General features: G+C 74.7%; 12 protein-coding genes. 9 read left to right on the top strand and 3 right to left on the bottom strand.

The features are described 5' to 3' along the window. A complete protein-coding gene (locus ACGFZL_RS28605) occupies positions 1-447 on the bottom strand; it encodes a TIGR03618 family F420-dependent PPOX class oxidoreductase (protein WP_393696014.1) in 447 nt (148 codons plus the stop codon). 100 nt (positions 448-547) lie between these two features. On the opposite strand from ACGFZL_RS28605, the gene ACGFZL_RS28600 reads away from it, so the two are divergent. The 5 genes from ACGFZL_RS28600 to ACGFZL_RS28580 all read left to right on the top strand — a co-directional run bounded on the left by ACGFZL_RS28600 (position 548) and on the right by ACGFZL_RS28580 (position 4,849). Beyond that, on the top strand, positions 548-1,513 hold the full coding sequence (locus tag ACGFZL_RS28600) for a DUF1152 domain-containing protein (RefSeq protein WP_393696012.1): 966 nt from the start codon (positions 548-550) through the stop codon (positions 1,511-1,513). 75 nt (positions 1,514-1,588) lie between these two features. Continuing rightward, positions 1,589-2,905 (top strand): alpha/beta fold hydrolase, encoded by a 1,317-nt coding sequence (locus ACGFZL_RS28595; protein ID WP_393696010.1) that lies wholly within the window; start codon positions 1,589-1,591, stop codon positions 2,903-2,905. Beyond that, positions 2,902-3,540 carry an MBL fold metallo-hydrolase gene (locus ACGFZL_RS28590; protein ID WP_393696008.1) on the top strand — a complete coding sequence of 213 codons (639 nt, stop codon included), beginning with the start codon at positions 2,902-2,904 and terminating at the stop codon, positions 3,538-3,540. Before ACGFZL_RS28595 ends, ACGFZL_RS28590 begins: the two co-directional genes overlap by 4 nt. 71 nt (positions 3,541-3,611) lie before the next feature. Then, on the top strand, positions 3,612-4,433 hold the full coding sequence (locus ACGFZL_RS28585; protein WP_393696006.1) for an exodeoxyribonuclease III: 822 nt from the start codon (positions 3,612-3,614) through the stop codon (positions 4,431-4,433). 2 nt (positions 4,434-4,435) lie between these two features. Then, the gene (locus tag ACGFZL_RS28580) at positions 4,436-4,849 is read left to right on the top strand and encodes a DUF6278 family protein (protein WP_355170031.1); all 414 of its coding nucleotides are present in this window, start codon (positions 4,436-4,438) and stop codon (positions 4,847-4,849) included. Between the two features lie 209 nt (positions 4,850-5,058). On the opposite strand, the gene ACGFZL_RS28575 is transcribed toward ACGFZL_RS28580, so the two are convergent. Next, the gene (locus ACGFZL_RS28575; protein ID WP_355170033.1) at positions 5,059-5,802 is read right to left on the bottom strand and encodes a hypothetical protein; all 744 of its coding nucleotides are present in this window, start codon (positions 5,800-5,802) and stop codon (positions 5,059-5,061) included. Between the two features lie 141 nt (positions 5,803-5,943). Between ACGFZL_RS28575 and ggt the strand changes: the two genes are divergently transcribed. Then, complete coding sequence (gene ggt / locus ACGFZL_RS28570) at positions 5,944-7,746, top strand: gamma-glutamyltransferase (protein WP_393696003.1); 1,803 nt, start codon at positions 5,944-5,946, stop codon at positions 7,744-7,746. 21 nt (positions 7,747-7,767) lie between these two features. Here ggt and ACGFZL_RS28565 read toward each other — a convergent pair whose 3' ends face one another. Next, on the bottom strand, positions 7,768-10,314 hold the full coding sequence (locus ACGFZL_RS28565; protein WP_393696001.1) for an ATP-dependent Clp protease ATP-binding subunit: 2,547 nt from the start codon (positions 10,312-10,314) through the stop codon (positions 7,768-7,770). Between the two features lie 77 nt (positions 10,315-10,391). Between ACGFZL_RS28565 and ACGFZL_RS28560 the strand changes: the two genes are divergently transcribed. The 3 genes from ACGFZL_RS28560 to ACGFZL_RS28550 all read left to right on the top strand — a co-directional run bounded on the left by ACGFZL_RS28560 (position 10,392) and on the right by ACGFZL_RS28550 (position 12,671). Then, the gene (locus tag ACGFZL_RS28560; protein ID WP_393695999.1) at positions 10,392-10,712 is read left to right on the top strand and encodes a hypothetical protein; all 321 of its coding nucleotides are present in this window, start codon (positions 10,392-10,394) and stop codon (positions 10,710-10,712) included. Between the two features lie 55 nt (positions 10,713-10,767). Continuing rightward, on the top strand, positions 10,768-11,031 hold the full coding sequence (locus ACGFZL_RS28555; RefSeq protein ID WP_355170039.1) for a helix-turn-helix transcriptional regulator: 264 nt from the start codon (positions 10,768-10,770) through the stop codon (positions 11,029-11,031). 107 nt (positions 11,032-11,138) lie between these two features. Next, complete coding sequence (locus ACGFZL_RS28550) at positions 11,139-12,671, top strand: hypothetical protein (protein ID WP_393695997.1); 1,533 nt, start codon at positions 11,139-11,141, stop codon at positions 12,669-12,671. Positions 12,672-12,806 lie beyond the last annotated feature (135 nt).

Genomic DNA, 12,806 nt, shown 5'->3' with positions numbered 1-12,806 from the left:
TCAGGGAGCCGGGACCGGCCCGCCGGGCCGGAACCGCTCCACCCCGACGATGTGCCGCACCTTGACCGGCCGCACGATCACCGCCACCCGCTCCTCACCCGGCATGATCCACTCGAACCGCTCGCTGCTTAGGTACTTGCGGGCCAGCCGGTCCATCCGCTCGTGCGCCTCGGCGCCCTCCACGAACCGCGAGACGACCCCGCTGATCTGCACGCGGTCGAAGGGGTCGGTGGCGTCGGCGTGCGAGAGGTACACGCGGCCGTCGTGCCGCAGGTTCTCCTCCTTCACCCGCCCCACGGAGGTGTTGAAGGTCAGCTCCCCGTCCCCCTCCAGATCGACCCACATGGGACTGACCTGAGGTGCCCCGTCGGGGAACACGGTGCCGACGTACCAGATGTTGGGCGCGAGCAGTCGGCCACGGACGGCTTCGTCGAACGTCGCAGTCATCCGAGCAGGCTAACAGCCATGATCACCACCGGGACCGCCCCCCGGATCCGACCGGGAACCGTCAGTCACCGCGGGCATGGCCTCCTGCTAGCGTCGTGCGGTGATCTCTCTGGGGGAGCCCGCGTTCTTCACCCGCCTGCGTGACGCGCGGCGGATTCTCGTCGCCGGGGCGGGCGGCGGCTTCGACGTGTACGCCGGACTGCCGCTCGCACTGGCGCTGCGGTCGGCGGGCAAGGAGGTGCACCTCGCCAACCTGTCCTTCGCCGACCTGTACGGTCTGAGTCCTGACGTCTGGGTGGCCGAGGATGTCGCGGCCGTCGGGCCCGACACCCCCGTGCGCGGTGACTACTTCCCCGAACGCACACTCGCCCAGTGGCTGGAGACGCAGGATCTGCCGCCGGTCGTCCACGCCTTCCCGAGCATCGGGGTGGGCCCGCTGCGGGCGGCATACCGGGCGCTGATCAAGCACCTCGGCGGCGTCGACGCGGTCGTGCTGGTGGACGGCGGGACCGACATCCTGATGCGCGGTGACGAGCACGGTCTCGGCACCCCGGAGGAGGACATGGCGAGCCTGGCGGCGGTGAGCGGGCTCGACGAGGTCCCGCAACGGCTGGTCGCCTGCCTCGGCTTCGGAGTGGACGCCTACCACGGCGTGAGCCACTCCCTGGTGCTGGAGAACCTGGCCGCCCTGGACCGGGAGGGGTCCTACCTCGGCGCTTTCTCACTGCTCGGGTCCGGGCAGGAGGGCGCGCTGTATCTCGACGCGGTGGCCCATGCCCAGCACCACACCGCAAGTCACCCGAGCATCGTGAACGGGTCGATCGCCGCCGCCGTGCGCGGTGACTTCGGCGACGTCCGGTTCACGGAGCGGACCAAGGGCAGCGAGTTGTTCGTCAACCCGCTGATGGCGATGTACTTCTGCGTCGACCTGCCCGGCCTGGCCCGCCGCAATCTCTACCTGGACCTGCTGGAACGAACAGCGCTGATGCGGCAGGTGAGTTCGGCGATCGAGGCCTTCCGCACCACGCTGCCCCACCAGCGCCCACCGCGGGCCTTCCCGCACTGAGCGTCCTCTGTTCCGGCCAGGTCGGCGAATGCCCCGGCCCCGCCGGCGTCCGGGAGGCGTGAGAGGGTCTTGGGCGTGAGTGAGACGCCGTCGAACACCCTGCAATACCGCTTTGACGGGCCGGAAGAGGCCCCCGTCCTGATCCTGGGCCCCTCCCTCGGCACCACCTGGCACATGTGGGACCGCCAAGTCCCCGAGCTGACCCGGCAGTGGCGGGTGCTGCGGTTCGATCTGCCGGGGCACGGTGGGGCGCCGGCGCGTCCGGTCGGGTCCGTCGCCGAGGTCGCCACGCGGTTGCTGGCCACGCTGGACGGGCTCGGGGTGCGGCGGTTCGGGTATGCCGGGTGTGCGTTCGGCGGGGCCGTCGGGGTCGAGCTGGCGTTGCGGGTGCCCGAACGGCTGGCCTCGCTCGCGCTGATCGCCGCCTCGCCGCGGTTCGGGACCGCCGACGAGTTCCGGCAGCGCGGGGTGATCGTGCGGACCAACGGGCTCGAGCCGATCGCCCGCAGCGCGCCCGAGCGGTGGTTCACCGGCGGGTTCGCCGCCGCGCAGGCTGCCATCACCGAGTGGGCGGTGCAGATGGTGCGCACCACCGACCCCGGCTGCTACGCCGCCGCCTGCGAGGCGCTCGCCGGCTTCGACGTGCGGGGCGAGCTGGGGCGGGTCGGGGTGCCGACGCTCGTGCTCGTCGGGTCCGACGACCAGGTCAGCGGGCCGGGGGAGGCCCGTACCCTCGTCGCCGGCATCCCGGACGCCCGGCTCGCCGTCGTACCGGGCGCGAGCCACCTCGTGCCGGTCGAGCAGCCGGCCGCCGTCACCGACCTGCTCGTGAACCACTTCGGCAGCGCCTGGGAGCCCGGCCCCGATCAGACCGTCGCCCCCGGCTTCCCCGCACAGCCCGCCATGACCCCGCCCCCGCCCCCACCGGCTCCCGCCGCGCCGGTCGCGGAGATCGCCGCCCCCGCCGACGTCCCCCCGCCGGCGCCCGACGCCTACGACGCCGGGCTCACCGTGCGCCGGGAGGTGCTCGGTGACGCGCACGTCGACCGGGAGCTGGCCGAGGCCGACGGCTTCTCCGCGGAGTTCCAGGGCTTCCTCACCCGTGTCACCTGGGGCGAGGTCTGGAGCCGGCCGGGCCTCGACCGCCGCACCCGCAGCTGCGTCGCCCTCACCGCCCTCACCGCCGCCGGACACACCGAGGACCTCGCCGACCACGTCCGCGCCGCGCTGCGGGGCGGGCTCACGCCGGGCGAGATCGAGGAGGTGCTGATCCAGAGCGCCGTCTACTGCGGGGTGCCGGCCGCGAACCGCGCCTTCCGGGTGGCCCGGCGGGTGATCCGCGAGGAGACGACCCTGCCGGACCGATCCGAGCGGGGCAGGATGGACGGATGAGGTTCATCAAGAAGTCGCACTCCTGCGTCCGCCTGGAGAAGGACGGCCAGGTGCTCGTCGTCGACCCCGGCGGGTTCAGCGAGGAGGACGCCGCCCTCGACGCGGACGCCGTCCTCGTCACCCACGAGCACCCCGACCACTTCGACGAGCTGCGGCTGCGCGCCGGGATGGAGGCCAACCCGGCCGCGCAGATCTGGACGCTCCGGGCCGTCGCCGAGCAGATCTCCGCCGCCTTCCCCGGCCGGGTGCACACCGTCGGGCACGGGGACACCTTCACCGCGGCCGGCTTCGACGTCCACGTGCACGGCGAGCTGCACGCCGTCATCCACCCGGACATCCCGCGCATCACCAACGTCGGCTACCTGATCGACGGCGGCAAGGTCTTCCACCCCGGCGACGCCCTCACCGTCCCCGACCACCCGGTCGAGACGCTGCTGCTGCCGGTCATGGCGCCCTGGAACAAGATCTCCGAGGTCATCGACTACGTACGGGAGGTCAGGCCGCACCGCGCCTACGACATCCACGACGCCTTGCTCACCGACCTGGCCCGCCCGATCTACGACCGCCAGATCGGCGACCTCGGCGGCGACGCGCGGCACCTGCGGCTGACGCCGGGGGAGTCCGCCGACCTCTGACGCCCGCGGCCGGCAGGGCGGCCGTGGCGGATCCGGCCGCGCTGTCGGTGGTGCCGGGTAGGTTGGACGGCATGCGCATCGCCACCTGGAACGTGAACTCGATCACCGCCCGCCTGCCACGGCTGCTCGCCTGGCTGGAGAGCAGCGGCACCGACGTGCTGTGCCTCCAGGAGGCCAAGGTCGCCGAGGAGCAGTTCCCCTTCGCCGAGCTGCGCGAGCACGGTTACGAGGCCGCGGTGCACGCCACCGGCCGGTGGAACGGCGTGGCGGTGCTCTCCCGCGTCGGCCTCGCCGACGTCGTCAAGGGCCTGCCCGGCGACCCGGGGTACGAGGGCGTGAGCGAGGCCCGCGCCCTGTCCGCCACCTGCGGCCCGGTCCGCGTCTGGTCGGTGTACGTGCCGAACGGGCGCGAGGTGGGCCACGCGCACTACGCCTACAAGCTGGAGTGGCTCAAGGCGCTGCGCGCCGCGGTCGCCGAGGACGCGGCCGGCGAGCGTCCGTTCGCCGTCCTGGGCGACTACAACGTGGCGCCGGCCGACGACGACGTCTGGGACCGCGCCGCCTTCGAGGGCGCCACCCATGTCACCGACGCCGAGCGCGCCGCCCTCGCCGAGCTGCGCGAGGCCGGCCTGTCGGACGTGGTCCCGCGCCCGCTCAAGTACGACCACCCGTACACGTACTGGGACTACCGCCAGCTCTGCTTCCCCAAGAACCGCGGCATGCGCATCGACCTGGTGTACGCCAACGCGGCCTTCACCAAGGCCGCCCAGGACGCCTACGTGGACCGCGAGGAGCGCAAGGGCAAGGGCGCCTCCGACCACGCGCCGGTCGTCCTGGACCTGGACCTGGACCCGGACCCGGCCGCGGGCCCGAGCGCGCCCGCGGAGGGCTGACCGTGCCGCCCTTCCCGCCCCGCTGGGGCCGGCGCCGCGCGGAGCCGCCGGCGCACGACGCCGAGGGCGTCGCCGAGCTGCTCGCCGACTGCGACCTGCTGCGCTCGCGGGCCGCGCGGGAGGGGGCCCCGCTCGACGACTCCCCGGAGTCGCTGGAGCGGCTCGACCAGCTGCTGCCGCGCTGGCGGGGCGACGCGGAGGCCGCCGACTGGCTAGGCAACGACGCCGGTCTGTACCTGGGCACGGTGCTCGTGCGCACCGTGCCCGGCGCCGCCTGGCACATCAGGGCCGACGGGCAGCCCGTGGTGCGGCTCGGCTCCGGCCGGGAGTTCGACGTGGTGGCGGCTGGCCAGGAGTGGGCCGCTGACGGTGTGCCGGAGCTGTCGCAGCTGTACGGCGAGGTCGCCGAGGCGTGAAGCTCTGGGGTCAACACGTGCGGTAAATAAGGCTTATGCCCGATTGGTGCGTGTCGGTGGCGGGTGCGCCGCTCACCCGGCTACGTTCGTCATCGGTCCGGGACACACGGCAGGCCCGGACCGGGCACACAGCAGGGCGCAGCCGGAGATCACTGCTCACGCGGCGGGCGGGACCCTCACGACGGGTCCGTCCGCCACGGAGGAGAAGGTCAGCTGCGCGCCGGTGCGGGGGCCGGCGGCCGGCTCGTCGCCGCACGGGTCACGTCGCCGACGAGTTCGACGACGTCCGGCCCGTACGCGTGCGAGTTGACCACCTTCAGCAGCAGCACGAAGGTGCGGGCGCCGTGCTTGCGGGCCAGCCGCTCGTGGTTGCGGGCGAGGTAGCGGGTGGCGGCCTGGTTGTCGATCGCCCGCTGCCCGCAGAACAGGAACGCCGGGCGGGCCTCGTGCCGGTCGCCCGCGGTGAGCCGGGCGAGCAGCACGTACTCCGTGATCCCCGGGTCCATCCGGTAGCGCTCGGCGCCGATCTGGAAGGCGCCGCGGTCCGGGCCCGGCTCCGGGTCGATGTTCATCCGCACGCCGGGCAGCATGGCCGCTATGTGGGCCAGCATGCGGCGATTCGACCCCGGCCCGCCCACGCAGAACTCCGTACGCTCCCCGAAGCCCTGGTGCACCGCGTCCTGCGTGATCACCTGGATGTGCGCGCCGCAGCTCTTGATCAGCGCGGACAGCTCAAGCAGCGCGAAGACGTCGAAGCGGTGCACCGCCGGCTCCGCAGCCGCCGGGTCCCGGTTGACGACGAGCAGCGACTCCGCGCCGTCCGGCAGCCCGAAGAACGCCTGCCGGCGGCGCAGCCGGCGCTTCCACAGGAAGGTACGCGCGAACCAGCCCAGCGCGGCGCTGATGCCGGACGCGGCCACTCCGAGGACGATGTTGCGTACGTCGTCAGTCATGGGCGCGCATGCTAGCGGCCCGCGGCGCACCCGTGTTCGAAACGCGCCCGGCGTTCGAAACGGGCGCGGCGGGGGAGACGTACCTGACGCGGCCATGACGGCCAACTAGGCTGCCCGGACGGCCTTTACCTGGAGGTGCGGATGCGTCGCCCTGTCGCACGGAATCTGACGGTCCTGGCGGTCTCGGTCGCCGTCGTCTCGGTGGGGGCCGCCGCGCCACCCGCGGCACCGCACAGAGCCGCCACCCCGAAGACCCCCGTCGCCGTCGGCTACGGCGGCGCCGTCTCCAGCGTCGACGCCGACGCCTCCGCGGCCGGCATCGAGGTGCTGCGCAAGGGCGGCAACGCCGTCGACGCCGCCGTGGCCACCGCCGCCGCGCTCGGCGTCACCGAGCCCTACTCGGCCGGCGTCGGCGGGGGCGGCTACTTCGTCTACTACGACGCCAAGTCCCGCACCGTCCGCACCATCGACGGCCGCGAGACCGCCCCGCGCACCGCCGACGAGCAGCTGTTCACCGAGAACGGCAAGCCGCTCGCCTTCGCCGACGCCGTCACCAGCGGCCTCTCCGTCGGCACCCCGGGCACGCCCGCCACCTGGCAGACCGCCCTCGACCGGTGGGGGACCCGCGGGCTCGGCTCCGTGCTGAAGCCCGCCGAGCGCCTCGCCCGCGACGGCTTCACCGTGGACGAGACCTTCCGCTCGCAGACCGCCACCAACGAACAGCGCTTCCGGTACTTCCCGGACACCGCCGAGCTGTTCCTGCCGCACGGGCGGCTCCCCGCCGTCGGCTCCACCTTCACCAACCCCGACCTGGCCCGCACCTACCGCGAGCTGGGCCGCGAGGGTGTCGGCGCGATCTACCGCGGCGACCTCGGCGCGGACATCCTCGATGCGGTGAACAAGCCGCCGGTCGACCCGGCGTCCGGCTGGAACGCCCGCCCCGGCGACCTGTCCCGGGAGGACCTCGCCGCCTACCGGGCGAAGGTCCAGGCACCCACCAGCACCTCGTACCGCGGCCTGGACGTGTACGGCATCGCGCCCTCCTCCTCCGGCGGCACCACCGTCGGCGAGGCGCTGAACATCCTGGAGCGCACCGACCTGTCCAAGGCGAGCCGGGCCCGCTATCTGCACCGCTACATCGAGGCCAGCCGCATCGCCTTCGCCGACCGGGGCCGCTGGGTCGGCGACCCGGCCTTCGAGGACGTCCCCACGAAGCAGCTGCTCTCCCAGCGCTTCGCCGACTCCCGGGCCTGCCTGATCCGCGACGACAAGGTGCTCACCAGCCCGCTCGCCCCCGGCGACCCGCGCCACCCGGCCGCCTGCGGCACCAAGGGCAAGGCGGCGCCCACCACCTACGAGGGGGAGAACACCACCCACCTCACGGTCGCCGACAAGTGGGGCAACGTCGTCGCCTACACGCTCACCATCGAGCAGACCGGCGGCAGCGGCATCACCGTGCCAGGGCGGGGCTTCCTGCTCAACAACGAGCTGACCGACTTCTCCTTCGCCCCGGCGAACCCGGCCGTCCACGACCCGAACCTGCCGGGCCCCGGCAAGCGGCCCCGCTCGTCCATCTCGCCGACCATCGTCCTGGACCGGCACGCGAAGCCGGTCGTCGCGCTGGGCTCGCCCGGCGGCGCCACCATCGTCACCACGGTCCTCCAGACCCTCACCGGCTTCCTGGACCGCCGCCTGCCCCTGGTGGACGCCATCGCCGCGCCGCGCGCCAGCCAGCGCAACGCCGCCCAGACCGAACTCGAACCGGCCCTCTACGACAGCGCCCTGCGCGGGCAGTTGGAGGCGCTGGGCCACTCCTTCAAGCTCAACCCGGAGATCGGCGCGGCGACCGGCGTGCAGCGCCTGCCGGACGGGCGCTGGCTGGCCGCCGCCGAGAAGACACGGCGGGGCGGCGGCTCGGCCATGGTGGTCCGCTCAGGGCACTGAGGCTCAGGACACCGGGTCAGGTCACAGCTCGGGGGCGGGCCGCTGCGGCTCCGGCGTACGGAACGCCAGCCGCCCGTCCTCGACGTCGACCACGACCCGGCCGCCCTCGCCGACCCGGCCGTCCAGGAGCAGCCGGGAGAGCTGGTTGTCGACCTCGCGCTGGATGGTGCGGCGCAGCGGGCGGGCGCCGTACTCCGGCTGGTAGCCGCGCTCGGCCAGCCAGTCCACGGCCGCGTCGGTGAACTCCACGCCGACGTCCTGCGCGTGCATCATGCGCCGGGTCTGCTCCAGGAGCAGGCTGGTGATCTGGCGCAGCTGGTCGCCGCTGAGCTGGCGGAAGACCACGATCTCGTCGATGCGGTTGAGGAACTCCGGGCGGAAGTGCTCGCGCAGCGGGCGCATCACCTGCTCGCGCCGGGCCTCCTCGTCCGCCTCCGTGCCGCCCTGGCCGAAGCCGATGCCGGCGCCGCGCCGGGTGATCGCCTCGGAGCCCAGGTTGCTGGTCATCACCACGACCGTGTTGGCGAAGTCGACCGTGCGGCCCTGGGAGTCGGTCAGCCGGCCGTCGTCCAGGACCTGGAGCAGGATGTTGAAGACGTCCGGGTGCGCCTTCTCCACCTCGTCGAGGAGCAGCAGCGAGTACGGGTGGCGGCGCACCACCTCGGTGAGCTGCCCGGCCTCCTCGTGCCCGACGTACCCGGGCGGGGCGCCGACCAGCCGGCTCACCGTGTGGCGCTCCTGGTACTCGCTCATGTCGAGCCGCACCATCCGGTCCTCGCTGCCGAACAGCGACTCGGCAAGCGCCCGCGCCAGCTCGGTCTTGCCGACGCCGGTCGGGCCGAGGAAGAGGAAGCTGCCGATGGGGCGGCCCGGGCTCGCCAGGCCCGCGCGGGAGCGCAGCACCGCGTCGGAGACGACGCGCACGGCCTCGTCCTGACCGACCACCCGCTCGTGCAGGTGCTGCTCCAGGCCGAGGAGACGGTCCTTCTCCTCCTGGGTGAGGCTGGCGACCGGGATGCCGGTCTGCCGGGAGACCACCTCGGCGATCGACTCGGTGCCGACGACCAGCTTCAGCCCCTCGTCGGCCTCGCCGTCGCCGGTGGCCTCCAAGACGCGCTGCTTCAGCTCGCCGATCCGGTCGCGCAGCCGCATCGCCTGCTCGTACTGCTCGTCGGCGACGGCCTGGTCCTTGTCCCGCACCAGCTGCTCGACCTCGCGCTCCATGGCCCGCACATCGGTGCCCTTGGTGCGGGCGCGCAGCCGGACCCGGGCGCCGGCCTGGTCGATGAGGTCGATGGCCTTGTCGGGGAGCCGGCGGTCGGTCAGGTAGCGGTCGGACAGCTCCACGGCCGCGACCAGCGCCTCGTCGGTGTAGCGGACCTGGTGGTGGGCCTCGTAGCGGTCCCGCAGGCCGCGCAGGATCTCCACGGCGTCGGCGGTGGTCGGCTCGGGGACCAGGATCGGCTGGAAGCGGCGGGCGAGCGCCGCGTCCTTCTCGATCCGGCGGTACTCCTCCAGGGTGGTGGCGCCGACGATGTGCAGCTCGCCGCGGGCCAGGGCCGGCTTGAGGATGTTGCCGGCGTCCATCGAGCCGCTCTCACCGCCGCCGCCCGCGCCGACCACGGTGTGCAGCTCGTCGATGAAGACGATCAGCTCGTCGGAGTGGGCGCGGATCTCGCCGACGATGGTGTTGAGCCGCTCCTCGAAGTCACCCCGGTAGCGGGTGCCGGCCACCACGCCGGTCAGGTCGAGCGCGACGACGCGGCGCCCGATCAGCACGTCGGGGACGTCGCCGTCGGTGATGCGCTGGGCCAGCCCCTCCACGATGGCGGTCTTGCCCACGCCGGCGTCGCCGATCAGCACGGGGTTGTTCTTGCCGCGCCGGGACAGCACCTCGACGGTCTGCTCGATCTCCTCCTCGCGCCCGATCACCGGGTCGATCCGGCCCTGCCGGGCCAGGTCGGTGAGGTCGCGGCCGTACTTGTCGAGCGTCGGCGTGCTGGACTCGCGGGCGGCGCCGTCCTGACCGCCCTTCGAGCGGGCCGCGCCCTCCTGCGCCTCCGGCGGCAGCCCCGAGGGCGCGAACCGGGCGGCGTTCAGGATGTGCCCGGCGGCCGAGTCGGGGTTGGCGGCCAGGGCGCTCAGCACGTGCTCGGGACCGATGTAGCCGGTGCCGGTGGTGCGGGCCAGCTCGTGCGCGTCGAGCAGGGCGCGCTTGACGGCCGGGGTGAGGGAGAGCGAGGTGGGCGGCGGGGCGTCGCCGGGGGCGTGCTGCGCCGGGCCGGTCCGCTCGTCGATCTGCGAGGCGATCGCGTCCGGATCGGCGCCGGCCCGGCTGAGCAGGCCGCGGGTCGGCTCGGTGCCGAGCGCCGCACGCAGCAGGTGCTCGGTGTCCAGGTCCCGGCTGCCGTGCTCGGCGGCGTACTGGGCGGCCCCGCGTACCAGCTCCCGGGCCGGCTGGCTGAGCAGCCGGCCGATGTCGATCTGCCTCGGCCGCGGGCCGCCGAAGAAGCGTGCCAGGAATTCCGCGAACGGGTCGCCCTCGGGGCCCATGAAGCCGCTGGTCATCGTGTCCGTTCCTCCGCTGCTTCGCTGATCGGCGTGCCGGGATCGGGTAACCCGGCCCGGGGGCGGTCATGCCCAACATGACACGTTCTGTGCCGGGGGGCACGTGGTGCGTGGGCCGTCCCGGCGGGGGCGTGCGGGGGCGCCGGTGGCAGGTCCTCGGCGCACTCGTCGGCGAGTACGGCGAGTACGCCTCCCGGCCTCGCCGCCGCCCCGGCGCACCCCGGCAGCCGGACCGCGCCCGCTTCCGTGGCCGGCGGCTCCGCGGAACGACGCCCGGCTCAGGGCTCCAGCCCCAGCTCGTCCTCGGATGTGAACCACCGCGGCACGGCCAGGCTGAGCGCGGCGACGGCGACGAGCAGCCCGACTTCGCGCTCTTCGGTGTGCTCGGCGACAGGTGACGCCCGCCGGGCGGACCTCTGTACCGGTATTTGAATCGGAGCGTAGACTCGCCGCATGGTACGCACCCCCCTGACTCCCGAGGAGCGCGAGCGCGGTGAGCGGCTCGGGCGGCTTCTCCGTGCGGCGCGCGGCCCGCGCAGCATGGTGGAGGTCGCCGCCGAGGCCGGTGTGTCACCGGAGACTTTGCGCAAGATCGAGACCGGCCGGGCCCCGACGCCCGCCTTCTTCACGGTCGCCGCGCTGGCCGGCGCCCTCGGGCTGTCCCTCGACGAGCTGGCCGGGAGCTGCGTTCCCGAGGTGGCGGCGGACGCGGCCTGACGATGTCGCCGCCGCGCGAAAAGCGGCCGTAGCGGCGGTGTAACACGGCTGGTGTTCCCTACCGACCTGAGACCGATGGGGGTCGGGAGCGGGGCGGGAGCCGAGCGATGTCCGTGGATCAACTGCCGGGTCCGGTGCGGGAGTTCGCCGGTCACCTCACCGAGCTGCTGGCCGGCCTCGACCAGGGCGCCGGCTGGTGCGGGGTGTTCTGGCGGCGCGACCCGGACGGCATGCGGGCCTGCGCCGCGGGGCGGGAGATACCGCCCTGGGACGTGGTGGAGTCCCTGCTCCAGGACCTCGCCGGACGCCCCGGTGCCGGGTGGCCGGCGGCCCGGACCGGCGCCCTCTACGCCGCCGCGTTGCGGGCGTACGACGCCCTGCCGGGCGCGGCGGACGCCCTGCGGGACCGGCTCGACGCGCTGCGCCGCGAGCAACGCCGCGCCGCCGACCGCCGGGCCCGCCTCACGGCCCTGCTGGCGTCGGCCACCACCCCGGAGGCGGCCGACGCCCTGAGCCGGGACCTGTCCTGGACCCAGGACGACCACGCCCGGGCCACGGCACGCTGCACGGAACTGGAGTCCCGCCTGGCCTCCCTGCCCGCGTCCTGGCCCCCGGCGACCGTGCCCGACGCCCAGGACCCGCCCCCGCCCGGCCCGGCGGTCCGGCAGCCCGCCGCCGCTCCCGAGCAGTACCACCCCGCGACCCGCCGTCCGGCGCAGCCGGACTTCCCCGCGCGGGCCCCGGCCCCCGCCCCGTACCGGAACGCCTCCGAGGCTGCCACCCTGCCCCCGGCCGCCCTCGACGCGCACACCCCGGCCCGACACCTGAACGCCTTCGACACCCACCGACCGGCCCCCGCCCCGTACGGGCCCGCCTCCCGCGCCTCCACCCCGCCCCCGACGGACGCCCCCGCGCCGGCCCCCGCCGCCCCCGAGCCGTCCCGCCGCCGGCGCAGGGGCGGTGCCCGGTTCGGGGGCGTCGTCGAGCAAGGGGAGGCCGTGCTGCCCTCCGTGGCCGTGCCGGAGGCGGGGGCCGGGGGCCCGACCCTCCGCGGGGCCCGGTTCGCCGGGGCGGGGGAGGAGGGGTCGGTGAGCGCGCAGGCCGACCCGCGTGCCGAGCGCGAGGCCGCCGCCGGGGTCGTCCGCGCGCTGGCCCGGCTGCGCGGCGAGGGGCGTGGCGGCGAGGCGCACGCGGTGCTGGTCGACGCCGCGCGGGGGCCCGTCGCCCGGCTGCCCCTGCTCGCCGCCGAGCTGGTGGCGGCCGGGCTCGGGGCCGACTGGGCGACCCTGCTCTGGGAGGCGGCGGCGCTGCCCGCCCACCGGCTGGTCGCCGCCGCCGACGCGCTCGCCGCGGCCGGCCGGGCGGGCGACGGCGAGCAGGTGCTCCGGCAGGGCGTCGTACGGCCCCCCGCCGAGCTGGGCCGTGCCGCGCTCGGCCTGCTCGCCGAGGGCCGCCGGGGCGAGGCCCGCGCGCTGCTCGGCGCCGGCCTGCGCTTCCGGGGCCCCGAGGAGGCCGCCGCCGTCGCCGAACCCGACCCGCCGGTGCTCGTACCGCTGCTCCTGGAGGCGGCGCGGGAGGTCCCGGCGGAGCGGCACGGCAGCCTCCTGCACGCCCTCCGCGTCGCCGGTCACGGCACGTGACGCCGACACCCCATCAACCCCACCGGCCCCACCTCTCACCCACCGGAGTGCGAATCGCCCCCGACACCGGGTGCGGGGCGACGATGGTCTTGGCAAGCCACCCGCAGGGGCTTACGTTCGTCCCTCTACGTCCCT

Source organism: Streptomyces sp. NPDC048182, from assembly GCF_043202555.1.
Classification (GTDB): domain Bacteria; phylum Actinomycetota; class Actinomycetes; order Streptomycetales; family Streptomycetaceae; genus Streptomyces.
Note: the sequence above shows the minus strand (reverse complement) of the source record. Positions and strands in the feature narration are given on the sequence as shown.

Bases quoted from the DNA above. Each gene is read 5' to 3' on its own strand.
- ACGFZL_RS28560 (WP_393695999.1), top strand. From the start codon at position 10,392: ATGACACGTTCTGTGCCGGGGGGCACGTGGTGCGTGGGCCGTCCCGGC.
- ACGFZL_RS28605 (WP_393696014.1), bottom strand. From the start codon at position 447: ATGACTGCGACGTTCGACGAAGCCGTCCGTGGCCGACTGCTCGCGCCC.
- ACGFZL_RS28555 (WP_355170039.1), top strand. From the start codon at position 10,768: ATGGTACGCACCCCCCTGACTCCCGAGGAGCGCGAGCGCGGTGAGCGG.
- ACGFZL_RS28550 (WP_393695997.1), top strand. From the start codon at position 11,139: ATGTCCGTGGATCAACTGCCGGGTCCGGTGCGGGAGTTCGCCGGTCAC.
- ACGFZL_RS28585 (WP_393696006.1), top strand. From the start codon at position 3,612: ATGCGCATCGCCACCTGGAACGTGAACTCGATCACCGCCCGCCTGCCA.
- ggt (WP_393696003.1), top strand. From the start codon at position 5,944: ATGCGTCGCCCTGTCGCACGGAATCTGACGGTCCTGGCGGTCTCGGTC.
- ACGFZL_RS28590 (WP_393696008.1), top strand. From the start codon at position 2,902: ATGAGGTTCATCAAGAAGTCGCACTCCTGCGTCCGCCTGGAGAAGGAC.
- ACGFZL_RS28575 (WP_355170033.1), bottom strand. From the start codon at position 5,802: ATGACTGACGACGTACGCAACATCGTCCTCGGAGTGGCCGCGTCCGGC.
- ACGFZL_RS28565 (WP_393696001.1), bottom strand. From the start codon at position 10,314: ATGACCAGCGGCTTCATGGGCCCCGAGGGCGACCCGTTCGCGGAATTC.